Genomic DNA, 25,903 nt, shown 5'->3' with positions numbered 1-25,903 from the left:
CTTATGAAACATTCATTCGCTATGACTAAAGATATTCCTGCCGCGTTTTTTTTAATCCTGCTCTTCGTCACGTTTCCTCATGACTAGCCGAATTGGTGAACCTTCAAAGCCGAAATTCTTCCTAAGCTGGTTTTCAAGATACCGCTTGTAGGAAAAATGAACTAATTCAGGGTCATTGACAAAGAAGATAAACGTCGGCGGCTGAACACTGCTTTGGGTTGCATAGAGTATTTTCAGGCGGACGCCCTTATCTGAAGGCGGCGGATTTAAGTGAACCCATTCCCGCAGCTGGGTGTTGAGTGTGCTCGTCGATACACGCCGGCTGGTCTGTTCTGCCACAAATTCAACCAGATCCATGATCTTATTGATCCGTTGCCCTGTCTTTGCCGAGACAAACTGTGTGGGTGCATAACTGATAAAAGAAAGTTCTTCCCGAATATCCTTTTCATATTTATTAATCGTCTTTTCGTCTTTCGTCACTAAATCCCATTTGTTAATAATGAGTATGAGTCCCTTACCGGCTTCATGGGCATAACCCACTATTTTTTTATCCTGTTCGGCAACGCCTTCGACGGCATCGATCACCATCAGGACAACATCCGATCGATCGACGGCACGGAAGGAACGGACGACACTGTAGTTTTCCGTGACCTCCATGATCTTCTTCTTTCTTCGGATTCCGGCCGTGTCAATCAGAACATAATTCCGATCCTCATAGGTGAAAGGCGTATCAATCGCATCGCGTGTCGTCCCGGGAATATCGCTGACGATAACACGCTGCTCTCCCAACAGCATATTGACAATGGAGGATTTGCCGACATTCGGTCTGCCGATCACCGCGACTTTCACCACATCGGGATCATAGTCCTGAACCGGATCATCCGGCAGCATGGATACCATGGTATCCAGCAAATCGCCGGTATTCATACCATGAACCGCCGAGACGGGAACCGGATCGCCAAACCCCAGGGCCAAAAATTCATGGGCTTCAGTTTCAAATTGGTTAAATTTCTCGACTTTGTTCGCAACTAATAACACCGGTTTATTCGATTTCCTTAAATAGCGGGCAATCTGTTGATCATCCGGCGTAAGACCGGACTTGCCATCCACCATAAACAAAATGACATCCGCCTCATCAACAGCCACTTCTGCCTGCTGCTTCATCATGGATGATAACGGTGTTGTCTGATCCTTAAACTCGATCCCGCCGGTATCAATCAGAGTGAATTTTCTTCCCTGCCATTCGGCGTCAAAATATAAGCGGTCCCGGGTCACTCCGGGTGTATTTTCAACGATGGCAATCATCCCGCCGACGATCCGGTTAAACAACGTTGATTTACCGACATTGGGTCGTCCCACAATGGCTACGACAGGTTTACTCATTGGCAAAACCTCCAATTTCTTTCCCAAAAAGTGCTTCTAAAAAACTCTGACCATGATTTTCCACGATAATCGCTTTTCCATTGACCTTTTCTGCCAACCAGCCGATATCATGATCATCCAGGAATACATCTTCATCGGCCTTAAGCATAACGGTCGGAATCAGAAAAAACTCGCCATTTACATTTCCCAGTTGATCCGCTATATCCTGAGCTGTCAGAAGTCCGGCGACAGTCACCGCCGTTCCAAAGAATTGATTCTTTATTTCATGGACAGTAACCCATAATCCCTGAATATCAGCAAGTTCGGCAATCACGTTTCGGAAAAAAGCCGCGGCGGATGTGCCTGTGACCAGATGAATCCGGCGCTCGGGAATTGTCTTCGGAAGCTGTGAACGAAAATAGGCAATCTCGTCTTCAAATTTGCGGACCATCCCGATCCCGTTTTCTAATTGCGGATAGTCATCGTAGTTTTGACTTTCAGGAAATGCCCTTCCGGCCAAAACATAGAATTCATCCGATAAATAGACAAGGTTCATCCCTGTGAGCGCGTGATATTTCTTCTGCCAAATCATCCCGCTGAGGATGAGCTTCTCGGCTGCTGCCGGTGTGAATGGGTGTAAAAGGGGCAGCTTTTCTCTGTATTTCGTTAAACCCACCGGCACAATCCCTATCGACTGGACGGAAGGATATAAGGCTGCGAGGTGTTCGACTGTTTCTTCAAGAATATCCCCGTCATTATAGCCGGGAACAAGAACGATCTGTGTGTGTAGGGTAAGCCCAGCTGCTGCCAGCCTTTGCATCTGCTCCGGCAATTTTGCGGTCTGTTTGTTTCCCATCAGTTTTTCCCTGACGGCCGGATTCCATGCATGAACAGAGATATACAGCGGACTGAGACGCATTTGGATGATTCTGTTGAAATCTTTTTCTTCGAGATTGGATAACGTGATGTAATTCCCCTGGGTGACTGACATCCGGTAATCATCGTCAAAATCATACAGCGACGGTCTCATTCCGGTCGGCATTTGTCTTACAAAACAAAACACGCAGTTATTGCGGCATTGCATAAGCCCTTCTCGGCCTACGGCAACAACTTCGATGCCCAGTATTTCTTCCGGGTCCTTCTCAATATCCAGTTCCCAAATTTCCTCATTTTGTTTTTGAATGACTAAGGTAAACGCATTTTCCGTCGTTAAATACTGAAGATCCAATATATCTGCAACCGCACACTCACCGACACTGAGGATCACATCCCCCGGTTCGATCTCCATCTCTGCCGCGATACTATTTTCTATAATCCTAGAAACCACTAAACCATCTGCCATGTACCCATCCCTTATCTGTTTCATCTTATAATTCAAATCAAATCAAGTCCAATTCACACTATATCCCTTGCGTTCTAGTAAACCATTCTCGAAATATCTAGACAATTCTTATATGAAGGTCTGTATGTCACAATACCGGCGTCAAGCGGAGCATGGAGTGCGTAGCGCAACGGTCCATGGATGGACCTAAGTTAAAATTCGCCAAGGAGGGCAAAAGAATTTTAACTTCCTTAATGCAATTTATGGATGGCGCTATCTGCCGAAAGCGGTATGTGACGTACAGACCTACCCCAAATAATCGAATATCTATTTACTTTTAGATAAGATCGTTATACTAGTTGCATGATTCCCGCTGAGCATATTTTTCCATAACCTATGACGTTTATAAGATCAAGCACTCTGCTCGCGATACCTGGAAATATTCAGAAGGATTCCAATCTCAAACATCGTCACCAGCAAAGAACTCCCACCGTAGGAAATCAGGGGCAAAGTAATACCTGTCACAGGGAACAGTCCCGTGACAACGCACAGATTGATAGCCGTTTGAATCGCCAGAATCGTCGTGATGCCAAATCCAAGTAAACGCCCGAAATTGTCCGGACACTGTTTGGAGACCATATAACCACGGACAAAAAGTACAGCATAACAGAATAGCATAAACGCAGTTCCAAAAAAGCCAAACTCTTGCCCGATAACGGCATATATTGTGTCCGTGTATGACTCTGGTAAATAGCTTAAGCCTTCACTGCTCCTGCCAATACCGATGCCCAGCAGTCCGCCGGTGGCAAATGCAATCTGAGCATTAACCAGCTGCCATCCGTGTGACGTGGCGTATTCCCAGGGGTGCAGCCATCCTAATATTCGTTTCCACTGGTATTCCTCACCCTTAATCAGAAAGAATCCAACAATCCCCATAATCGGAACACCGACCATAAAATAAGCCGAATGAAGTTCCGTCATGAGCAGCATGGCGCCTCCGGCCGCAAGGATAACTATGGCTGTCCCTAAATCCGGCTGTTTATAGACAAGCAAAAAAATCACAGCCAGCGCAAACAGTGCTACGCCCATATCGGTTATCTTTTTGTGTGAACGCCGGCTTAATGTGTAAGCAAAAAAAAGCACAATAGCCAGTTTCGCAATTTCAGACGGCTGTACCGATATCCCAAAAAGTTCGATCCAGCGTGCCGACCCCTTGGTTGTGATGGACATTGTGCTGAATTCAACGAGAAGCAAAAGGATCACACTGACGATCATGCTGATCCCGGATAATTTACGCCAATATTTATATGGGAAAAAAACGGCCGCAGCCGTAACGACTATACCGAGACCGATCCATTTCAGCTGGCGCAAGAACAGATAGTACGGATCACCAAATTCACGCAAAGAAAAAGATGATGATGAACTAAGCACCATAATCAAACCGACAGCTAAAATAATCACTGCAGAAAACAAGAGAATAAAATCAGGTTTTCTGGGCTTTATCTCTTGGTTAGCCACAGATTAAACTCCCCTTCATTTAAATTGAATATCAAATGACTTCCTGCCAATGAAAGCAAGAAGCCATGCAATGTCACATTGAATTATTGAATAATCGCATCTCCGATAGTGACTTCTGGAATTTCAGGCTGACTTTCCAACTCGGCCTCGGCTTCAGCTTTATTCGCGTCTGCAAGTACTTCGCGTATGCTCAGGCTTATTTTCTTTTGCTCGATATTAAGATCAATGATTTTCGCCGTTACGTCCTGTCCGACTTGGACAACGTCCTGAACCTTGTTCACATGGCGGTCGGAGAGCTGGGATATGTGAATCAAACCGTCTACACCATCTTCAATTTCGACAAAAGCGCCAAACTGGGCGATTCGAACAACTTTAGCGGTTACAACAGATCCAACGGCATATTTTTCACCCATTGCCGCCCAAGGATCCGTCTTCAGCTGCTTTAGACCTAAAGAAATTCTATTCTTTTGGGTATCGATCGTCAGGATTTGTACTTCGACTTCATCACCGACTTTGACAATTTCTGAAGGATCATTGACTCTGGAAAAAGCCATATCTGAGACATGGAGAAGTCCATCAACGCCTCCAAGATCGATAAACGCGCCAAAATTAGTCAGCCGACGAACGACACCCTTGACAACATCGCCCTCTTTCAGGGTCTCCATTAACTTTTCTTTTTTGCCTTCGCGTTCTTCGTTGAGTATTACTTTCTGAGAAAGCACAAGCTTCCTTTTGGACTCATCATATTCAATTACACGCAAGCGCAGTGTGGTCCCTACATATTTCTCAAGATCATCAACGAATCCAGGCTCGATCTGCGAAGCCGGAACGAATCCACGCATACCAAGATCGACAAGTAAGCCGCCTTTAACCGCTTCCGTCACTACGGCCTGAATTTCTTCTTTTGTTTCCGCCAATGTAGCTAATTTTTCTCTTGCTTCGATCTCTTTGGCACGCTTACGGGAGAGTACCGGATACCCTTCCTGATTTTCCAAGCGCATGACCATGACCGAAATGGTGTCGCCCACTTTGACGACATCATTTATGCTATTCACTTTTGTTGCTGAAAGCTCCTCGAAGGGAATAACACCTTCCGATTTCCAAGCTATATCAACGAAAGCTTCGTCGCCCATAATTTTGACAACGGTCCCTTTAACAATAGCCCCGCGAAATAGTTTCGGCAGCCCTTTATCAAAGTCTTCCATAGAATGGAATTCATCATCGTGATCGGAGACACTCGCCTGATTTTGCGATTCTTCCGCAATCAACTCTCCCGTGGTATTCTCTGCAATTCCTTCTGCAGTGATTTCTGCTGCATTTTCTTTTTCCATGAATTCCGACATTTTCTTGTAAACCTCCTCGATTATCCAATCCGGTGTCGATGCGCCTGCTGTCAGTCCGACATCGTGAGCATCCCTAAACCAGATTTTTTGTAATTCACCAGCTGATTCAATAACATATGTTTTGGTTATTTCCCTGCAAATCGAACCTAGCTTTCGTGTATTTGAGCTGTTAGTCCCACCAACAACAATGATTAAGTCGACATTTTTTGCAAGCGCACTTGCCGATGCCTGCCGTTCTTCTGTTGCTGAGCAGATCGTATTTTGCACGATGAGGTTCGCTGTATGTTTTTTCAGTTCATCGACAATTTCAAAAAAATTGCTTTTTTGCTGAGTCGTTTGGGCAAGGACTGTCATCCTGGGATAATAACCGATCTTCTTCGCCTCGTCCAACGTCTCTACTGCCTGAGCGTTTGATCCCGCCCATCCAAGAATGCCTTTAACTTCGGGATGGCTTTTGTCGCCGATAACAACAACAAAACTATTTTTGGAAGATTTCTCCGCAATTCGCTGCGCCTTTTGTACAAATGGGCATGTGGCGTCAATAATGACGATACCCTTATTTTCAGCTTCGGTATAAATATCCGGAGGTACTCCATGGGACCGAATAACAAGCTGCTGACCGGCATGCGCCTGTCCAACGGTATCGATAACCTTTAACCCTTTTTCAGTTAAATAGTCAACGACCTGTTGATTATGGATCAGCGGTCCCAGAGAGACAGTATTCCCCGTATTGGCTGCCTCCTCGGCCATTTCAATGGCCCTCTTCACACCAAAACAGAATCCTGCCTTTGCCGCACGCTGAATTGTCAAAAATACTGCCCTCCTTTTAAGCATATCATGATAATTTCGCTCTCAAAAAGAAAATTCCTTCTTTTTGAGAAATAACTACATTTGATCAACGAGATCCATGATTTTATTTGCCAACCACTCCCGGCGATTCTCTTTCTTATCAGGTAACGCCAACCTATCAGCGTAAATCGGCTCGCCTATAATTATTCCTATCTTTCCCCTTTTCTGTTTTAATAATCCCTTTGCGCCATAAACCTTAACTGGAAGTATAGGCGCATGACTTTTTTCTACAATAAGTGCTATTCCGGACATTGCTTCTTGAATATCACCGCTCTTTGACCGTGTTCCCTCAGGGAAAATCCCCAGCACCCGGCCTTCTTTAAGTAGTCCAAGTGACCGTCGAAATGCACTGATATCCCCTTGCCCACGCTTAACCGGAAACGCCCCCACCGAGCGTAGAATAAAACCCACAACCGGCAACTTCATTAGTTCTTCCTTAGCCATAAAATACACTTGACGCGGCATCGCACAACCAACAATCACGGGGTCCCACATACTGATATGATTACACGCGACAATGACCGGTCCTTCGTGCGGGAAGTTTTCCAGCCCAGAAATCTTATACCCTTTAATTTTTAGGATGACTGACATGAGGAATTTGCCTAAAGGATATAGATTCAACTTCGATCCCCCCTGATTATCTCAATTATTTTGGTGACAACACCTTCAATAGTCAAACCTGTTGTATCAACGATTATGGCATCTTCTGCAGGTTTTAGGGGAGCATATTGCCGTTGAGAATCCAACGCATCGCGTTTCTCCAAATCCGCCAAAACTTGCTCAAAAGAAATATCATGATTGGTCTTACTTATTTCCTGATAACGTCGATGGGCACGTTCCTCAGGCGACGCCGTCAAAAATATCTTGATCTTCGCTCCAGGCAGAACATGCGTCCCGATATCCCTGCCATCCATGACAACATTGCCTTTTTGGGCCTCCAACCGCTGCAGCTCGACGAGTCGTTCTCTGACACCCGGATAAGATGCAACAGTCGAGACGGCACGGCTTACCTGAACATCCCGTATCTTTGCTGTAATATCTTCGCCGTCGCAAAAAACGGATTGCTTGTTGGAATGGTCTAATTGAATAGTTAAATGCCGGGCAAGGTCGGCTACTCGGTGTTCATCATGCAACGATATACCCGATGCCAACGCTTTATACGCGACGGCACGGTACATGGCGCCGGTATCCAGATAATAAAATCCGAGTTTTTCAGCAATCATCCGTGCGATAGTACTCTTTCCTGCACCTGCCGGTCCATCAATTGCGATCTGGCGATAATTATCCTTATTATTACCCAAATCTGATCTGTCTCCCATCGTAAAATTCATCTTAAATTATATCACAGTAAAATAATGGCCTTCAATCATACTTTGTGGCGCAAACGGTTTAGGAAACGGAGACAGCGAGCACTGCCAGGTAAATGGTGGCGTGCAATCCAATGAGGGATAAATCGAAGGTGTTTTTTTTGAAAAATTATCCTAGGTTATTTTTTCATAACCCAAACATACTAACAATGACAGAAATATGTGATATAAACAAAAAAGGAGGCTGTCATCATGTTTTACTCCAAAAAGTCGAATAGCAGTTGGTTATTAATGAGCTCTGCTGTTGTTAGCGGGTTTTTACTAGGGTATGGCTATAAACGCTATGGCAAAGAAATTAAAAATCAGTTCGAAAAATATACCCATAAACACTCCGCCTCTGATGACTTGATGTCTTCTCCTGACAGTGAAATTTGACTGTCGTAATATAGTAACAACCAAATCAGCATCAATCTCTATGAGCTCGTATCGGGCTCTCTTTCTTATGTAAAATTAATACATGCTTATAATTTCGGAGCAACCCGATGACCCAGTCCCACTGCGACCTCATCCAAATGCAGTAAACCAACTCCGAAAAATACCGCAACACTTAAATGTTCACCGCGATGGGCGATACCGATCTTGCCGCCGATATTAAGCCCTGCTGCTTTCGACATAATTTGGCTCAATGCTTCTCGTGTCGCCCCCGCTACCGCACCTTCATCACCATGGGCATCGTGAATGACCCCTTCCCGCTTCGAGGCCACAATGGCGCGTTCAATTATTTTTTTGATAGACTGGAGGTAGTCTCCGCCATAATCAACCGCAACGGCCTTAATCCCTTCAGAGTGAAATTTCTGCTTCAAGGCATTTTCTTCTTCTCGTGTTTCGCTCATTGCCATGCGTAAGGCAGCCATTGCCACTGTTTTGCTGTCAGGCATTTGTCCACGCCTCCTTCTTTAATCCCATCCTGAATCATGGCGCAATTTACTCGTTATCCCGCGGAATCAGCCAATCCCTATGATCGAAAACATTTCAATCCGCTCTGAGTACGCACGAAATAGAACTATCTCTCGTATAAGAAACGGTGATGTTGAACAACATCACCATGTACTATATTACATGAACCGGTACGGATAATCAAACACATGCTCTGAGCAAAGATCAAGTATTAGACTAAACGTCATCAGCTGCTTTGATATTCACTTCAAAACTTTTTATATCACTGTCCATCTGAATCGAATAGCTTTTATTATTCAAGATAATTTCAACCGTCACCGGATAATCAACCTGAGTGGCATCCAAAAAAACCGTACCCGGAAGAACATTAGCGCTTTTATTATCAGTGATGACACAGATATCCGTATCGTTTTGTCTGAGTAAAATATCCGCTTCCGGTGTGATCCGGAATAGAAGTTTAATAGTGTCTGACTGGTCGTTATATTTAAAGGCAGGCGTATCCAGTTCCCCGGATAGTTTCATATAGAATGCCACCGGGTCCGTGAAGGCTTTCAATTGAAATAAGCCGAGCAACACAGTTAAAACTACCATGATGCGAATAAGCTTTCTTTCAAATTGGTGATAGGGAAACGGGGTTTTATGTTGCTTGCGGTTGATTCGGTTGATTCGGTTTATCCTGTTTAGAAAATTTATACGGCGCATACATGTCACCTCAGTAATATGTATGCGCCGTTGGTGGTATAAAAGACCATGAAAGTTCACGATATAAAACGAACAGATAAAGGTCTTTGCTTAAAGATATTTTACGGCGGCATTACCCGCCTTATAGCCAGTAGCAAAAGCCGCCTGAAGGTTATAACCGCCAGTGACTCCATCGATATCAATCACTTCTCCGGCAAAAAAAAGTCCCTTCACTCGCCGCGATTCCATCGTCGTTGGATTAATTTGTTTAACATCAACGCCGCCGCAGGTAACAATAGCGGTTGCCATACCCAGAGTTGCGGTAATTTTCATCGGAAGGTCCTGAAATAAACGGCATAGTTTTTTACGTTCTTCTTTGGTGATCTTGTTAACGACTTTTTCAGGGGCGATACCGGACAGATCCACCATCACCGGTATAAAGCTCTGCGGCAGAAGATCATCCAGCGCATTCGCAAACTGTTTATTACTATATTTCGCAAAATCCCGCTGTAACCTGAGATCCATTTGTTCCGGTGTCAATGCCGGTTTAAGGTTCAGTTTGAGGTCGACACGTTGCTTCTGGTCAAGCGCTTTGGAAGCCATCCTGCTCAGTGTCAGGATAATTGGACCGGAAACACCGAAGTGCGTAAACAGCATTTCCCCAAATTCGTCACCTTGTTTCTTTCCATCAACCCAGAGGCTCACACTGACGTTTTTTAGCGTCAATCCCTGCAGCGCTTTCGGCCAGTGTTCCGCTGTTTTTAAAGGCACCAGGGCCGGCAAAGGCTTTATTACCTTATGTCCCGTCTTGACTGCCATTGTAAAACCGTCTCCTGTCGAGCCAGTTCCGGGGTAGGAAGCACCGCCGGCAGCGACGATCACAACGTCAGCTAATACTATTTCGTCATTCCCGGCGAGATGAACGCCTTTTGTTTTTCCTTCTTCAACGATAATGTCTGTCACCGTTTGGTTCAGTCTAATCTCCACACCGTTTTGCGTCAGAAATTTTTTCAACGCGGTGATGATGACTTCGGAATCGTCAGCAATGGGGAATACGCGTCCGCCGCGTTCTACTTTTGTATCAACACCGTATTTTTTAAAGAACCGGATTAACGCTTCATTGTCGAACTCTTTTAATGCGGCATAAAGGAACTTGCCGTTGCCAGGATAATAACTGATAAAACTGCTAATATCACCTGCGTTGGTCAGATTACACCGTCCCTTGCCGGAGATGGCAATTTTGCTGCCCAATCGTTTCATTTTATCCAGAAGAATTACGTTGGCGCCGCCTGCGGCTGCCTGACCGGCAGCCATCATTCCGGCGGCGCCACCGCCGATGACCACGACTCTTTTAGGCACGTCATTTACCTCTTTTCAATCTACGGTTGCTCCTTCGCGGATTCCGTGGCAGCACAAGCTGCGCACAATTCCGATTCCGTATTCGTGTAGATTTGCTTACCACAGCGGCTGCAATGATAGGAATCGGCTTCACAAAGCAGGACCTTTCCTGTTAAAAATTGAAGTGTCAGCGGGCGGTTTTCAAAACGAAGCACCCGTGAGCCACAGATATCAATACACCGTCCGCACTGAACACATTGACTCGGTTCGTAAACAAGCAGCTTTCTATTGCCTTTTTGGCGAAATCCTAAAGCCTGCTGTGGACATATCCGCGTACAAACGCCGCAGCCGCTGCACTGGTTATTGGCTGAAATCACCTTGATAGGCACTTTCATCGTTTGGTCCGGGTGGCGCCGCAGCGTTTCTATAAGCCATTCACGAGTCTTAGGAACCGCATAGACGTCATCAGATTCGATGGCAGGAAAGGCTGTGCGTAACTTCTCCATCCCGAATTCCCGGACAGTATTTCGGATACTTTTCTTTGGTCTTGCGAGAAGCGGTTTTTTCACCGGCTCCTTTTGGCCATGAGCATCACCTTGGCCGGTCGGAACCTTTTCAATAGTAATTTTCGGATAATCAGGCCACTGGGCAGCAATATCTTCAATTGTCTGCCTGCTAATCTCAGATGCCTTTCGGTCGGTACAGGTCATACAATCCCCGGTCAGGATACGAACATTTTTAATCCCTGACATCAGCATTAAGGCTGTTAAGGCATCTTTATCAAGCATCCCGATGCAGGCGATTTCATAACCCCAGGGTTCGGCCATAGGGCAGTTAAGAACACAGGATTCACTTTCCTGGATATACGCACCAATCTGTCGCATATCACGATCGACAAAACCGTCGGATGGACAGACCGCCATGCATACGCCGCACTCGGTACATTTATCCAGATTGATGTCCTTTTGTTCGCTGATAGCGTTATGCGGGCACGTTTGGATACAGAGTCTGCACTCCCGGGGGTACGTTTTTTTAAGATTGAGACAATTCCCGCGATGATATAGCATTTGATTATATTTTTTCATAATTTCCCAAATCCCTTATTAATTTCACTACCGTTATATTACTTCGACAGCCTTTTTCAAAGCAGCGATTTCCCTTGGCTTTAAGTACCGGTAGTCACCGGCCTTCATTGCCGGGTCCAATCGCAGGGGACCGAAAGCAATTCTCTGCAAGCGGATAACCGGATAGCCAACCTGTTCAAACATCCTTCGGACTTGCCTATTGCGGCCTTCATGAATAACAATTTCATAAACGGTACACTCTCTGTCATGTCCGTGACTTTTATTACATAACTTCCGAAGTTTCGCCGGTGCTGTCCGTCCATCCTCAAGCGTAACGCCTGTCCTTAAGGTATTGACAGCTGCTTGGAGCAAATCCTCTTTAATCCAGACGTGATAAACCTTTTCCACGCCATACCGGGGATGCGTCAGCCGGTGAGTCAGCTCACCGTCATTGGTTAAGAGCAGCAGGCCGGAGGTATCATAATCCAGTCTGCCCACAGGATAAACACGGGTTTTGATATCCTGATTTATCAAATCGATTACAGTTTTCCTTCGATGCGGGTCCGTAACACTGCTGATGATCCCTACTGGTTTATTAAGCATAATATATATTGAATCAGTTATTGAAACAGCTGAATACGTCGACTCAGATACTTCGATCACATCTTCAGGGTACACCTTTGTTCCCAACTGGGTAACCACGATCCCATTCACCTTGACAGACCCCTGACTGATCAGGATTTCCGCATGGCGACGCGACGCAATTCCTAAACGTGCCATCGCTTTCTGTAAACGCTCAGATCGATCCAGTGAATTCTCCATCAAAAAAGCCACCATTACAAAAAATATCTTGTCACTAAGCTTAGAGCATCAATTAATTTTAACAAAAATTCATCAGAATGCAATTATGATATTTTATCCAAACACTTTTGTCACAATCCAGATCGATGCAATCAGTCCGACCGCATCAGCAAGCAGTCCCACCTTCAGCGCATAGCGATACTTTTTAATGCCAACCGATCCGAAATAAACGGCTAACACAAAAAACGTCGTATCCGTACTACCTTGGAGCGTCGACGCCAGCCGGCCGATAAAGGAATCCGGACCATATTGGGTTATGAGCTGGGTGGCGACACCCAAAGCACCTGAACCGCTTAAAGGCCGCATCAACGCCAGTGGCACAATATTCAAAAGGCTGGGGTCGAACCCCAGTGCCATAAATGCCGGACGCAAGAAATTAATGATCAGCTCCAATGCACCTGATTCTGTAAATACCTTGATTGATACAAGCATTCCAATCAGAAACGGAATAATCCTTACCGCAGTCTTAAAACCGTTTTCTGCCCCTTCAACGAAGGTTTCGTAAACCGGGACCTTGTGAAGATAACCATATAGGGGAACAAAAAACAAGATAAATGGAATGGCCCAGCGCGCAATTTCTGTTACAAAACTCATCGTTTTTTCCTCCTGCGGAAGAAGGAATCAGCGATGATAGCCGCCGTCATGGCACAGCCTGTAGCAAAGATCGTCGTTCCGATAATCTCCACCGGATTGGCGGAGCCGGCCTTCATCCTCACGGCTATAATTGTTGCCGGGATAATCGTAATGCATGAAGTATTCAGGGCAAGAAAGGTGATCATTGCCGGACTCGCGGTATCGGGCTCGGTGTTTTCTTTCTGCAGTTCCTGCATCGCTTTTAAGCCAAATGGTGTCGCTGCATTACCTAAACCCAGTATATTGGCGCACAGATTCATAATAATCGGTCCAAAAGCCGGACTGTCTGCTTTCAGTGACGGGAAAAGCCGCCTCACTGCGGGAGCACAAAATTTGGACAGACTTTGGATGAGCCCGGCTTTTTCAGCAATATGCATGATACCCAGCCATAAAGCCATAACGCCCATAAGTTGAATGGCAACTTCGATACCCAGTTCCGCCGCATTCAAGGCTGATTCGGTGACCTGGTCAATTGTTCCGTTGGCGGCCGCAACGAGAATACCGCATAATAGCATGATAAGCCAAATCAGATTTACCATATAATGATCCCCCTGCCTAAATGTATGTTTCCAGCAGAGGGATTAGAAGAATGAGACTTGGTCTCAGTTCATAATTAACTTACAATCTGTCTTCACAGCTTTCGCGATGATACCGCCTTTTACTAAATACCTGGGAGAACTTATCCATCAAGTTAGGCATTTCATCAATTAATCGGTCAGCGATAACATTCCCTTCTACAGGCAGCAAGCGCACATGGTCTTTACTGACCACCAGAAATCCAACCGGTTTGACAGATACACCGCCGCCGCTGCCGCCGCCGAACGGCATTTTTGAGCTGCCTTCATCTTTCTTGTCTTCCGCTTCTTCGCATTCCGCAGAAGAAAATTCACTGCCACCTGCGGCAAAACCGCAGGATACCCTGGAAACGGGAATAATGACTGAACCATTCGGTGTCTCCACAGGATCACCAATGACCGTGTTAACATTTATCATTTTTTGGATACTATCCATTGCTGTTTGCATGAGATTCTCAATAGGATGTTCCTCCATAACGCTGATTCCTCCTGTTTTTAATCATCAAATGCACGAATTGATAGACGATAAAAATAATATGGCTTATTCTTGTCGTTAATATACAATTTATCCGTGATATAAATTTTATTTGAGCAAAATCGGGAATCACCTGAAATTGGATATGATCTTTCTCTGCCAATCCCCCTTTTGCTATATTGCCTGCCGCATACCCAAACATACTCCAGAATAATCCTGACAGTATACCAGTTTCAGCTGCATCCCTCCCCCCCAGTTCAATATCAACCTGCAACCAATGGATTTTGATTTTTTGATAAAAAGCCCGAACTATTACCTGCAGACATCGTTTTAAGCGTAAAAAAGCAGAAAAAGACACAATATAATGGCGCAGAGTTTCCCGACTAACGTGTTTTAGAATCCCGTAACGTTTCCTGCCTTTTGCTTTATCAGTCGGCTGACACCGCCCAGTCCCTTGCATCATATCCATTGCCAGATTGAGTACCAAGTTGGATAATCCGCCGATTATTAGGTCTTCAGGGATCGTGATGCTGATCCGGGATCGAAAAAAGAGAAGACGGAAATCCAGATCGATGACAGTGTTTAATCCCTTTGTCATGCTCTGCAAATTCAGACGGATCGTTAATATGGCAAAAAGGAGCATCATCACAATAAAGGCTGTAAGTAAAGCCAGTATACGCACCCCAATTACCTCCGGTCTTCAAATCAATTCATCTATCAAAACTGGTATTCCCAAAACATGTCATTTCTATTATAATTATTGGATAATCTTTTTTTAATGGTCTGAGCAAACACTTTCTAATGCCAATGAATTATTGAATTACATTATTATGATTTTGAAATGTTCTGCGAATAATCCTCAGTGAAAACGAAAGGATACAGCTATGAATTTACCATTGACATTAACAAGCTCCTATGCGATAGCCATTTTATACGTCATCAACATATTACTGGCATTTACGATCATTTTTTTAGAAAGACGAAACCCCATTTCTACGTTAGCCTGGATCCTTGTACTGTTTGTATTGCCTGGTATTGGTGCATTTTTATATTTTATGTTGTCACAGAACCTGACAAGAAAAAAAATGTTCCAGCTGGGTGCTGAAGAAAACCTTATCCATACGTCGCTAATTAATAAAGAAATTGCCGATATACGTTCAGGGGAAATGGCCTTAAACGACGCAAGTCTGGATAATTATAAGGATATGATCCTGATGCATCTGACCCAAAGCAAAGCCTACTATTCTCAGGATAACGCTGTGTGTATCTATACGGATGGACGTAAAAAATTCGAAGAATTGTTCCTGGCGTTTTCTGAGGCCAAGAATCATATCCATGTCCAATACTTTATCATTAAACGCGACTCCTTAGGGAAACAACTCATAAAAATACTCACTAAGAAAGCATTGGAAGGTGTCGAAGTCAGGTTGCTTATCGATGCTCTGGGAAATCAGCTCAGGCAGACGGACCTGGAACCTTTGCTCGCCGCCGGCGGTAAAGTAAAGATATTTTTTCCATCTTATCTGAGCTATATTAATCTGAGGCTTAATTACCGTAATCATCGAAAACTCGCTATCATCGATGGTAAAATCGGATTTATCGGCGGCTTCAATATTGGTAATGAGTATATCGGCCTCAAGGCTAAAATGGGCTATTGGCGGGATACGCATTTAAAAATAACCGGCTCAGCTGTATTAAGTATCCAGTCCCGTTTCCTTTTGGATTGGAAAGCCGCTTCAGGAGATAAAATCCGCTATTCAGAAAAGTATTATCCCCCACCGTCGATCAAAGGTTCTTGCGGTATTCAGATTGTATCTTCCGGTCCGGACTCCCCTTACGAAGAAATTAAACAGGGCTATATCAAAATGATCCACGCGGCTAGGAAATCTATCGTGATTCAAACGCCGTACTTTGTCCCCGATGCCAGTATTCAAGAAGCTTTAAAAATAGCGGCGATTTCCGGAGTCGATGTGAAAATCATGATACCGAACAAACCGGATCATATGTTTGTTTATTGGGCCACATATTCCTTTGTTGGCGATCTGCTGGGAGCAGGCGTAAAAGTATACATTTATAATCGCGGATTCCTGCATTCGAAAACTATTGTTGTGGATGAAAAAATTGCTTCAGTGGGAACAGCCAATTTTGATATCCGAAGTTTCAAACTGAATTTTGAGGTCAATGCCTTTTTGTATGATGTTAATATTTCCCAAATACTTCATCAGGCCTTTGTCGATGACATGCTCTCCAGTGAAGAGCTGACCCTGGAAAAGTATATGAAAAGATCGATTCTCATCAAATTCAAAGAATCGATCTCCAGACTCATGGCTCCTGTCTTATAAAAGGGACGGGGAGCCAAGGGGTGCTTGGGGGACAAAAGGTGGGGGGACAAAAGGGACGTAGAACTTTGTCTCCTTTAATTAAAGGAGACAAAGTTCTACGTCCCTTTTGTCCCCCTGTCTTAGACTAAATCTGCTAATGTCCCCGCCGTTAAGCTCAAAAGGTCAAGCGGAGAAAGTCTGACTTGCATGCCGATTTTTCCGGCGCTTATAATTATGTCATTATATTCGGCAGCCATTTCCTCAAGAAAAGTCCGATAGTCCTTCTTCATACCGATCGGTGAACACCCGCCATGGATATAGCCCGTCAACGGCAAAAGCTCTTTTGATTTTACCATCTCAATATGTTTATCCCCAGCTGCTTCTGCAGCTTTTTTTAAATTTAATTCACAGTTCCCCGGCACAACAAACACATTAATTCCCGTGGTTTTACCAATGGTGACTAATGTTTTAAAGACGCGTTCCGGATCAAACCCTACCTTCTGTGCCACAGACACAGCGTCCAACCGTTGATCTTCCACTGAGTATTCATAAACCTGATGTGTGATTTGTTTTGCTTCCAGTATTCTAACTACATTTGTCTTCTGATTCAATGCCATAGTGTCCTCGATATTTAAACATAATTAGGTTGATTATCACAGTCTGTTTGTATCCATTTTTTTCTGACAAACATCACAATAACCATAAAACTTGACGCGGTGGTTAACCACCTTAAACTTATTATTTTTTTGGATATTTTCTTCTATAGCACCAAGCAGGTCCTCTTCAACTTCCTGGATTGAACCGCACTCGAGACAAATTAAATGGTGATGCCGATGAGCCTCCGGGTCTTTAACAATGTCATATCGCCGATAACCGTCATTAAAATCAACGCCATAAATAAGCCCCATATCCTCTAACAGGCCTAAGGTTCGGTAAACGGTGGCAACGCCAATATCAGGGTATTTATTACGAACACACTCAAAGATTTCTTGACTGTTTAAATGACTCCCCTGATTTTCGGTAACAACATCGAAAACGTATTGTCGTTGCGTGGTAAACTTATAGCCTTTTTCTTTGAGGATTTGATTAAAATCTTTTGCCATAGAGCGTACCCCATACCCCTCATCAAATATTATTCTATAAGAATTCTATCATAATTGATACGAAAAACAATACAAAATAAACCTATCGGCCAACACATCCAAGCGTCAGCACGATAGGCTTGTTTATTCTCGATTCAAAATTAAGCTTCGTTAAGCAGTTTCCTCTGCGGCGCGAATTCCAACTTTCAGATAAGCATACCGATACATCCGAATCGAGTATTCGGCTATTGCCAGGCTCTTATCTGCAAGCGTTGTCACCCAGGCTTCCGAACTTCTTGGCAGCCCGACAGGAAACATATGGTTACTGATAATATCCTGTTCTTTTTTGTTAAGGTCGAAATATTTTCGGGCATTCGCACAGGCAATTTTCGGATGATTTCGCGAATGTCTGAAGCTTTCCATTAACAAGTTATACTTATCTCTTTTCTTAAACTTGTATAAATAAAAATCGTGCAGCAAAGCGCCTCTTATCGTTGAGATGACATCGAGCTTCAATCTGACAGCAATCCTATATGCTAAATACGCCACGCTTAAAGAGTGTTCGTAGACTGAACCATGATGATGGCGGATTCCTTTCATCTTTTGGTACTCTTCATGTTCGATAATTGGTGCTGCTATTTCCAAAAAAAATGCGTCGTACTTCAAAATTAACTCCATTATTCTATAAAATTAGTTCGATCCATACCAAAACATGTACCCATTATATTTAAAAAAATGCATCATTGCAAGGGATACTTTGTTACATTTCTGTGAACATTTTGCAAAAAAATCAAATCATCACTGCGTATTATTAAATTTATCTGGTTATTTTGCAGCCATTTAACTAATTCTTCACAATTTACTAAAACAATTCCAGAATGACTTTACAATTAGCGTCGGTCATTATGTGTTATATATTCCTTATCGTCTAAATTAAACGATTACTTTAGGAGAATTACCGCGGATATTTAGTACTGATTTTATGTTCCTTGAGTTTTCTGTAAAGTGTCGTTTTACTGATTCCCAAGAAATTGGCTGCAACGCCGATATTATATCCCGACTTGGACATTGTCCGCAAGAGAACTTGTTTTTCTGATTCTTTCATCGAAAACATGGGGTCTTCGGCACTGTCCGATCCATCTTGAGTGTCTTGCATTTCATTGGCTGAAACCACTACACCTGCTTTATCCTCTGCCATAAGCTGTAATTCTTTTGGCAGATGACTCAAATCGATGTCCTGCTCCTCTGCTACGTTGACCGCATAAATAATCGCATTTTCCAACTGTCGGACATTTCCCGGCCAATCATATTTTAATAATTTGGACTTGGCTGCTTCTGTGATACCGGACACTTTCCAGCCCATTCTTTGTGAATACTGCCGTATAAAGTATTCGGTCAAAAGAAAGATGTCATTTCCTCTCTCTCTTAATGGCGGAATTTCAATATTTAAAACAGATAAACGGAAATAAAGATCTTCACGAAATACCTTATCCTTTATCATCGTTAGCAAATCTTGATTCGTTGCCGCAATGAGCCTGAAGTTAACCTGCCGGTATTTATTTCCTCCCAGCCGCATGACCATTTTATCCTGCAATACGCGTAAAAGAACAGCTTGGAGTTCATAAGGCATGTCCCCTATTTCATCCAAGAAAAGAGTCCCACCGTTTGCCAATTCGATTTTTCCCGGGCGGCCATGTTTTTCAGCACCGGTAAATGCGCCTGCTTCGTAGCCAAATAGCTCACTTTCAATTAAGTTTCTTGGCATTGCCGCACAGTTTACGGCAATAAATGGTCCATTTGGCCGGTACTGATTGTGCATCGCTTGCGCAAAGATTTCTTTACCTGTACCACTCTCTCCGAGAAGAAGCACATTTTCCTGTGACCCGGCAAATCGATGTGCCAGTCTTTTCGCTCTATTCATACTTTCGCTTTCGCCGACAATATCATTAAAATTAAATTTGGCTACAGCACCCGTCCGATTGGTAACTAATGCATTGATCTTATCCGTATTGACCAGGCGCAAAATGGTAATGTCGGAGCTGTCATTATCCTGCCGGATAACCGGTTTAATACTGACAAGGTACGGCTTTTCATCATGACCGCACTTCACGTTCTCCTCCAGAAATTCTGCGTTCCTTTTGCCAATGACATACTCTTTGATCCGTGTGTTCTTGTTAAAATACTCAAAGATATTTCGTCCGTCTAAGGAATTATTGCCGCAGTGAAGAATCCTTCCTGCTTCTTTGTTAGCCCGGATGATACTGCCGTCAGATTCAATCGACACGATGCCTTCATCAATAAACTCAAGAGTTGTATTTAAAACATCGTTAACGACGCGCAATGATTCCGAGTTTCTATGAAGTTCTATCTGTTTTTCTATTGCCATGACTAACGAAGTAACCCAGCCCAAAGCCTGAGAGTACATTTCTGCGATATCCTTTTTCCAGGGCTTTTCCGGGAATACTTGGACGAGAGCGAGGGCGCCCAACACCATACCGTCTCCGTTAATGATCGGGGCAGACGTACTGATGGTATTATGTAATATTTCCAAATAATTTTCCGGTCCAATAATTTGGTATGGTTTCTTCTGGCTAATAGCCATTGTGTGCGAAGTTGTTCCTGTTGTCTTTTCGTTCCAAATCGTACCTTTGACATTAGTCTTGGTGATATCAATGTGAATGCCAGAAAGGAACACGCCATTTGGATCAAATAATTCTAATGAATGTCCGGATGCAGCTGCCAGATCCAAGAAGTTTTGGATCAGCGGCATTGAAAGATCCAATAGTAATTTGTTTTTTTCTTTCATTTTTAATAGTTCAGCTTCGCTCAGCGAGTAATTCAAATGATTTGTATCCAGTTTTACTCCGTACTGTTTGGATCGCATCCAGGATTCGGCAATTTCTTTTCTGACGACACCGCTAGCCAGAGGATTTTCACCCTTGTCTACAAATTGCCGCTTACACCGCTCTACCTCTTCCCAATATTCTTTCGAGGCATAATAATGTGAGGGATGGTTTACCATCGTGATTCTTTCACTTCCTTCATTGTCAATTACCGGAATCCGTCAATTTATCTTTGATTAGCAATGAATAGAATGTGGAAACAATTTTCAAATTTGAAAATCTATTATAATATACCATATTTCAAGAGGAAAGGCATCAAAAATAATATGACATATTGACCAATAAAATGACTGCCAAAAGCATTCATGAACTGACTTACGAGCTGAGGGATTTTACTCGAGAGACAGATTATACACAGGCAGAGAGGGAAATCATCTAAAATGACTTCCCTCTCCAGTCAAAGGAGCTTTATGATGTTGTTATTTGAATATTATTTTGCAGCTGCTTTCAGGTCAGCAGCATATGGGAATTTTTTGTTTGTGACTACGGTCACCCAAATGAAGCTGATGATCGCGAAGACAAGCAATGTTGGGCCGGCAAATACCCAAGGAGCGAGTTCGCCCCAAGCCGCATTCAGTCCAAGCGGACCGGTTATTAACAGAAAATATGGCTGCAGGAACTGCCCAAGACCTTGCCCGGCAACAAAGATAGCGACTGCGGAAGTAACTGCCAGAGGACTTCCTTGACGGGACAGGGCTAAAACAACGCTTGGGTTGTAGGTACCGAACGCCCAACCGAACAACAGCGCGCAGAACATATACATCGGAAGTGATACAAACCGTGGCAGGATAAGAAGGACGATAGCATATACCAGGACGGTAATCGGAATATCGTAACGTTTCATGACTTTTGTCATCCATCCGTAAGTAAAGCTGCCCAGGAAGATTCCTATTGTAAAAATATTCATAACCAGTGCGATCGTATTCGGAGTGCCCAGTTTTTGCGCCATAATGACGATCGGCATATTAATCATGAAACTGGAGAAAACCATGACGTTGATAATTGCCAGAATGATAACAAACCAATGTCTGCCGATAACCGGCGCTTTCGGTTTCTCTTCACTATACTGCGCCTGTTCCAGTGCTGACGGATCCGGGCATTTCCAGAGAATGAGCGCAATGAACGGCAAAGCGAGAAGGAATCCGAGGAACGCATATTTCCAGTACATTGCTGCTAACAGACCGCCGACAGTTTGGAATATAAATCCGCCGATAGCACCGGCTGAAGTCTTCCATCCCATCATTTGTTTCTGTTCTTGTCCGCTGAACAGATCAATAATGAAAGATGAACCCAGTGCGTAAACCATACCATAACCTAAACCGAAGATAACACGGCAACCATAGATGAACATCAGGTTATCTGGTCCGAAAGCCGGAATGATCCCGCCAAAGAAAATAAGAGCAAGAGCTATTTTCAGAACATTTTTCTTTTTCATTTTCTTAGCTAGCGGAACAATCGCCAGTGTTGAAATAATCATTACTAAGGTCGGTATTGTCTGAATTTGCTTAATGTCCAAAGAAGTATAGCCAAATTGTTTGAAGTATTGGAACATAGCGCCTGTAGCTGGGCTAGTCATCGTTTGCAAATACTGAAGCAGCATAATGCATAAAACCGAAAGCTTGACTAAGGGACTATAATGCGGTTTGCCAATTTCTTGTTGTGACATGGTGTATTCCCCTTTCATCTGTTTGGTTAGTAATTTGTATGAATTTAGTAAAATAGATCAGACCAATAACACAATATTTTGTGTTTTATATGTTGATCCGTTAGATACTTCACTCCTTTCCATGTGCTTGAGAATCGATTTAGCATTTTTTTGTCCTTCGAGTGATGCAACAGTTTTATCACGTGATACCCATTACAATTGCAAAAAATATGCCAATACCACTTCTCACAGATTTCTCTGAAAATAAGCCTCATCTTCAAGCCTGTAAAAATATGGCACCTTTTTTTTACCACTTTTGCAACAAAAAATATCGTTGGTGGTAAAAAAATAGCATCCCTGCATTCGCGCAGATGTCTGGATCGATCCACTCTTAAAGCGGTATTCCGCATTGCCGCAGGGACGTCGAGGCATTCTGTCAAGACAGAATACCCGACTCCCGCGAAATAGCATCGTTCCGTTACTGCTGCGGTGTAACCAGAACCATTCTTGTCTTTCCGTTCATTTTTTCTTTTAATTCGTCTACAGTACCGTGATACATGCACCAAGCTTGACACGTTTGAACGCAAACAGGCATTTTTCCCATTTCAACACGGTCTTGACAAAGATCACAGAGCTGGGTGATGACCGGCATATAGGTCCATTCCCATTTGTCTTCGTTAACTTTCCAAGGACCAATTTCCGTTAGTTGGATTCCGAACTGTCCCTTTTCCAGATCGAGATGTTTTTTGCAGGCGACTTCACAGCTGTGGCAGCCGGTGCAAAAGGTGTAATCGATCAGGATGCCGTATGTTTTATCGTCTTTATTTGCCATGTTTAAAACCTCCCAGCTTAATCACTTGTTCTGTCGGTGACACGAGGTCATTGACCCCTTCCTCCACTTTATATATCTTGCACAGACTGCTCTTGATCGGCGATCCAATCCCGCCCTGTCCTTTTACTTCCTGTTGGGTCAGATTATTGACATTGCTGTCAAAAACACCGTAAAGATTAACCGGATCCTGTTCCGGGAACCACCAGCCATGCTCGGCACTGACGACTTTGGGATTGATGCCCTCGGTAATGGTTGCTTTTTGTTTACAACGTCCGCGCTCATTTTCAATCCAAACCCAGTCGCCTTCCTTAATGCCATATTCTTTTGCAACATCGGGATGCATCGTGACCAACGGATCCGGGTGAAATTCACGCATGGTCGGCATCTGGCGATGCTCGGAATGGAAGAATTCATGGGAACGGGCGCCCGTTGTCAAAATCAGCGGGTACTCCTTATACATATCCGGTCGTGATACCGGGCTTTCCGGCGGTTCAATATGGAAGGGCACGGTATCAAGTCCCCAATCGAAATACATCATTGGCGTAAGCTCCAGCTTACCGGTGGGTGTATTGAATCCAGGCTCGCCGTCTTCGCGCAATAGCCCTTTTTCATATTTATAGTAAGTGCCATCCCAATCCCAGTACTCCCAGGTTTTCGCCCGCAGGTCCTCGAATGTACCTTCGTAGTCGCCGTCCATTCCGATGTACCAGTTTAACAAATCAACATCATTCTCAAACGGGAAGGCTTTCGGATTCAGTCGCTTGCCAAATTCGACGACGATTTCTTCATCGCCTTTCGCTTCATAATAACTGCTGACTTTGCTCTGTGCTCTGAGTGGTGTCCACCAGTTTCTCAAGCTGTTGCGTTCCGGTCCCATACCGACCGGCAGAACGATATCGGCGACAGCCACGGCTGTCGGAGTCATGAACGGGTCGGCAACAATGATGAATTCCATTTTTTTCATTGCCTCAAGCGCACGCGGTGCATCCATTGCCGGGCAGGCAATCGAGTTACTGCTTTGGATCCAAAGCATCCGGATCTGATACGGAACGCCATCTTCCATGGCACGCAGGATGACGTCGGAATCAGCATGCGGTACGATGCTGTTTTCCGCGATCCCTTTAGCAGCCCCGTTAAGTTTCTTCTTCGCTACATCGGGAAGCGTAAATTCTTCGCCGCAGTTGTAGTGGCGATGAGCATTGAAGGCGTGGCGGACCAAGATCATGCCGCCGGGAACATCCACATTACCGGTGATTCCACAAAGATCACAAACAGCCAAAATAAGAGCCGTACAAGAAATCTGCTGTTCAAAGGCCAGTCCCCATTGAACGCATGCCGGCTTCGACGTAGCAAATAAGCGGGCTGCTTCTCTGATTTTTTCCGGTTTCAGACCGCAGATTTCAGCCACTTTATCCACAGGATATTCTTTTACTCTTTGGGCAAGTTCATCAAAACCATAAGTCCATTTTTCCACAAATTCATGGTCATAAAGATCTTCTTCAATGACGACATTCAGCAGACCGATGGCCAGGGCCGCATCCGTGCCGGGACGGAGCGGAAGCCAAATATCGGCACGTGCTCCCCACCAGGTTAATCTGGGGTCGATGGATACGATTTTACTTCCCATTTGTACGCATTGAACAAGCCAATGTCCGAGAAATCCATCCGCATTGCTCTTCAGCGGTTCATTTCCCCAAACAATGATACATCCGGGTACTTTCCACTCCGGGTTGGCATAACGGTCTTCATGTCCAACCGATGCGTCAGCAATCATATAGTCTCCGTTGACCGCCGTGCTGCCGACGATTCTCGGCAGATAGCAAGCAAATCCGGTAAAGAACAGCGTTGAAATATTCGGTGTCTGAACGCCGGCGTTAAAGAGCATAGGGATCTGCCAGTTTATGTTACGGCCAGTGCCGTGAACGCCTACAATACATTCCGGGCCGTAGGTTTGCTTATAGTAATTGACTTTATTAACAATGGTTTCATATGCTTCATCCCATGAGATTCGCTCCCATTTGTTTTCTCCGCGTTCCCCTACCCTTTTCATGGGGTATTTCAAGCGGTCAGGGTGGTTGACAGCCTCGACAAGGTTTTCACACCGCATACACAGTTTTCCGTTATTAAAAGGATTGAGGGGGTCTCCTTCCACTTTCTCCAATTTACCGTCTTTCGTATACAGCAATATGCCGCAGGAATTATGACAGCCCGGAGCCGTATACTGCGTCGAGCGGGTCACTGTATACTCTCCTTCCTGCCACTGCCATTCACCGTCATGGTAAGCTTTACGGTTCAGCTTACTTAAAAACTCTTTATAATCCGCCATAAAAAATCCTCCTTATTTCATGTTTAAAAACTACGACAGATAATCCCTTTGACTCTTCCGACCATCTATTCCCTCCCTTAATGGAACTTATAACCCGTTATTTGTTTTTGCAATTCTTGTGCCAACGAAAAAAGCCGGAATTTAACGCAATTCCGGCTTAGTAATTAATATTTTTTTCTCGAACTTTCGTTATTTTTTACCATGAATGAAAAAAAAGTAGCGTATTTGCAATTGCTGGGCCCACACTTGACCTGGCATAAAATATGCAATTAAAATTGGCATTGACTCTGAAATCCAATCGAAGGAGACTTTTTATGTGCTACGGTTGTAATCCAAGCTGTGAAAATTGCAAACCTAAGTTTGTTAAATGCCCCGCCTGCGGCTTGAAGAATTATTTATTCAGTGATCGCTGTGTCAAATGCAGTGCAGAGATATCGGAGGAAGTTAAAGACGCAGCCCGGGATGAATGGCAAAATTCGCATGAGAAAACTTCATCGAAGGCTGAATAGT

Annotated in this window: 25 protein-coding genes; 3 read left to right on the top strand and 22 right to left on the bottom strand. The window is 44.1% G+C overall.

The genetic code is table 11. From position 1 onward, the window contains the following. Positions 1–51: 51 nt before the first annotated feature. From der to cmk, 6 genes are all read right to left on the bottom strand, one after another. The gene (gene der / locus LPY66_RS09780) at positions 52–1,383 is read right to left on the bottom strand and encodes a ribosome biogenesis GTPase Der (RefSeq protein WP_337987882.1); all 1,332 of its coding nucleotides are present in this window, start codon (positions 1,381–1,383) and stop codon (positions 52–54) included. Then, entirely contained in the window at positions 1,376–2,704 is a 1,329-nt protein-coding gene (locus LPY66_RS09775) for a DUF512 domain-containing protein (protein ID WP_337987881.1), read from the bottom strand. The genes der and LPY66_RS09775 overlap by 8 nt, the downstream gene beginning before the upstream one ends. Before the next feature lie 390 nt (positions 2,705–3,094). Beyond that, positions 3,095–4,201 carry a putative lipid II flippase FtsW gene (gene ftsW / locus LPY66_RS09770; RefSeq protein ID WP_337987880.1) on the bottom strand — a complete coding sequence of 369 codons (1,107 nt, stop codon included), beginning with the start codon at positions 4,199–4,201 and terminating at the stop codon, positions 3,095–3,097. Positions 4,202–4,284: 83 nt separating this feature from the next. Further along, entirely contained in the window at positions 4,285–6,354 is a 2,070-nt protein-coding gene (locus tag LPY66_RS09765) for a bifunctional 4-hydroxy-3-methylbut-2-enyl diphosphate reductase/30S ribosomal protein S1 (RefSeq protein ID WP_337987879.1), read from the bottom strand. Between the two features lie 75 nt (positions 6,355–6,429). Next, positions 6,430–7,014, bottom strand: coding sequence for a lysophospholipid acyltransferase family protein (locus LPY66_RS09760; RefSeq protein WP_443112469.1), 585 nt, complete (start codon positions 7,012–7,014; stop codon positions 6,430–6,432). Next, complete coding sequence (cmk, locus tag LPY66_RS09755) at positions 7,011–7,694, bottom strand: (d)CMP kinase (protein ID WP_337987878.1); 684 nt, start codon at positions 7,692–7,694, stop codon at positions 7,011–7,013. Before cmk ends, LPY66_RS09760 begins: the two co-directional genes overlap by 4 nt. 258 nt (positions 7,695–7,952) lie before the next feature. On the opposite strand from cmk, the gene LPY66_RS09750 reads away from it, so the two are divergent. Then, positions 7,953–8,135: a hypothetical protein gene (locus LPY66_RS09750; protein ID WP_337987877.1), complete on the top strand. Its 183-nt coding sequence runs from the start codon at positions 7,953–7,955 to the stop codon at positions 8,133–8,135. A gap of 86 nt (positions 8,136–8,221) precedes the next feature. Here the strand turns inward: LPY66_RS09750 and LPY66_RS09745 are convergent, their stop codons facing one another. The 9 genes from LPY66_RS09745 to LPY66_RS09705 all read right to left on the bottom strand — a co-directional run bounded on the left by LPY66_RS09745 (position 8,222) and on the right by LPY66_RS09705 (position 14,966). Beyond that, on the bottom strand, positions 8,222–8,638 hold the full coding sequence (locus tag LPY66_RS09745; RefSeq protein WP_337987876.1) for a HutP family protein: 417 nt from the start codon (positions 8,636–8,638) through the stop codon (positions 8,222–8,224). Positions 8,639–8,873: 235 nt separating this feature from the next. Beyond that, positions 8,874–9,248, bottom strand: coding sequence for a hypothetical protein (locus tag LPY66_RS09740; RefSeq protein ID WP_337987875.1), 375 nt, complete (start codon positions 9,246–9,248; stop codon positions 8,874–8,876). Between the two features lie 201 nt (positions 9,249–9,449). After that, positions 9,450–10,697 (bottom strand): NAD(P)/FAD-dependent oxidoreductase, encoded by a 1,248-nt coding sequence (locus LPY66_RS09735; protein WP_337987874.1) that lies wholly within the window; start codon positions 10,695–10,697, stop codon positions 9,450–9,452. 20 nt (positions 10,698–10,717) lie between these two features. Continuing rightward, on the bottom strand, positions 10,718–11,761 hold the full coding sequence (locus LPY66_RS09730; RefSeq protein WP_337987873.1) for a 4Fe-4S dicluster domain-containing protein: 1,044 nt from the start codon (positions 11,759–11,761) through the stop codon (positions 10,718–10,720). 33 nt (positions 11,762–11,794) lie between these two features. Next, on the bottom strand, positions 11,795–12,562 hold the full coding sequence (locus LPY66_RS09725) for a pseudouridine synthase (RefSeq protein ID WP_337987872.1): 768 nt from the start codon (positions 12,560–12,562) through the stop codon (positions 11,795–11,797). Between the two features lie 93 nt (positions 12,563–12,655). Continuing rightward, positions 12,656–13,195, bottom strand: coding sequence for a spore maturation protein (locus LPY66_RS09720; RefSeq protein ID WP_337987871.1), 540 nt, complete (start codon positions 13,193–13,195; stop codon positions 12,656–12,658). Next, positions 13,192–13,773, bottom strand: coding sequence for a nucleoside recognition domain-containing protein (locus tag LPY66_RS09715; protein WP_337987870.1), 582 nt, complete (start codon positions 13,771–13,773; stop codon positions 13,192–13,194). Before LPY66_RS09715 ends, LPY66_RS09720 begins: the two co-directional genes overlap by 4 nt. Before the next feature lie 79 nt (positions 13,774–13,852). Beyond that, a complete protein-coding gene (gene ytfJ / locus LPY66_RS09710) occupies positions 13,853–14,284 on the bottom strand; it encodes a GerW family sporulation protein (protein WP_337987869.1) in 432 nt (143 codons plus the stop codon). Then, entirely contained in the window at positions 14,265–14,966 is a 702-nt protein-coding gene (locus LPY66_RS09705; protein WP_337987868.1) for a DUF2953 domain-containing protein, read from the bottom strand. The genes ytfJ and LPY66_RS09705 overlap by 20 nt, the downstream gene beginning before the upstream one ends. A gap of 202 nt (positions 14,967–15,168) precedes the next feature. Between LPY66_RS09705 and cls the strand changes: the two genes are divergently transcribed. Further along, complete coding sequence (gene cls, locus LPY66_RS09700) at positions 15,169–16,626, top strand: cardiolipin synthase (RefSeq protein WP_337987867.1); 1,458 nt, start codon at positions 15,169–15,171, stop codon at positions 16,624–16,626. A gap of 119 nt (positions 16,627–16,745) precedes the next feature. Here cls and ybaK read toward each other — a convergent pair whose 3' ends face one another. The 7 genes from ybaK to LPY66_RS09665 form a co-directional block, all read right to left on the bottom strand. Next, on the bottom strand, positions 16,746–17,222 hold the full coding sequence (ybaK, locus tag LPY66_RS09695; RefSeq protein WP_337987866.1) for a Cys-tRNA(Pro) deacylase: 477 nt from the start codon (positions 17,220–17,222) through the stop codon (positions 16,746–16,748). A 36-nt stretch (positions 17,223–17,258) separates the two neighbouring features. After that, positions 17,259–17,708 (bottom strand): Fur family transcriptional regulator, encoded by a 450-nt coding sequence (locus LPY66_RS09690; protein WP_337987865.1) that lies wholly within the window; start codon positions 17,706–17,708, stop codon positions 17,259–17,261. 150 nt (positions 17,709–17,858) lie between these two features. After that, entirely contained in the window at positions 17,859–18,353 is a 495-nt protein-coding gene (locus LPY66_RS09685; protein WP_337987864.1) for an HD domain-containing protein, read from the bottom strand. A gap of 289 nt (positions 18,354–18,642) precedes the next feature. After that, positions 18,643–20,709, bottom strand: coding sequence for a sigma-54 interaction domain-containing protein (locus tag LPY66_RS09680; RefSeq protein WP_337987863.1), 2,067 nt, complete (start codon positions 20,707–20,709; stop codon positions 18,643–18,645). Positions 20,710–21,020: 311 nt separating this feature from the next. After that, a complete protein-coding gene (locus tag LPY66_RS09675; RefSeq protein ID WP_337987862.1) occupies positions 21,021–22,256 on the bottom strand; it encodes an MFS transporter in 1,236 nt (411 codons plus the stop codon). A 457-nt stretch (positions 22,257–22,713) separates the two neighbouring features. Next, on the bottom strand, positions 22,714–23,067 hold the full coding sequence (locus LPY66_RS09670) for a 4Fe-4S dicluster domain-containing protein (RefSeq protein WP_337987861.1): 354 nt from the start codon (positions 23,065–23,067) through the stop codon (positions 22,714–22,716). After that, complete coding sequence (locus tag LPY66_RS09665) at positions 23,057–25,393, bottom strand: molybdopterin-dependent oxidoreductase (protein WP_337987860.1); 2,337 nt, start codon at positions 25,391–25,393, stop codon at positions 23,057–23,059. The genes LPY66_RS09670 and LPY66_RS09665 overlap by 11 nt, the downstream gene beginning before the upstream one ends. Before the next feature lie 314 nt (positions 25,394–25,707). On the opposite strand from LPY66_RS09665, the gene LPY66_RS09660 reads away from it, so the two are divergent. Then, positions 25,708–25,902: a hypothetical protein gene (locus LPY66_RS09660; RefSeq protein ID WP_337987859.1), complete on the top strand. Its 195-nt coding sequence runs from the start codon at positions 25,708–25,710 to the stop codon at positions 25,900–25,902. Position 25,903: the final 1 nt, after the last annotated feature.

Source organism: Dehalobacter sp. DCM (assembly GCF_024972775.1).
Classification (GTDB): Bacteria; Bacillota; Desulfitobacteriia; order Desulfitobacteriales; family Syntrophobotulaceae; genus Dehalobacter.
Note: the sequence above shows the minus strand (reverse complement) of the source record. Positions and strands in the feature narration are given on the sequence as shown.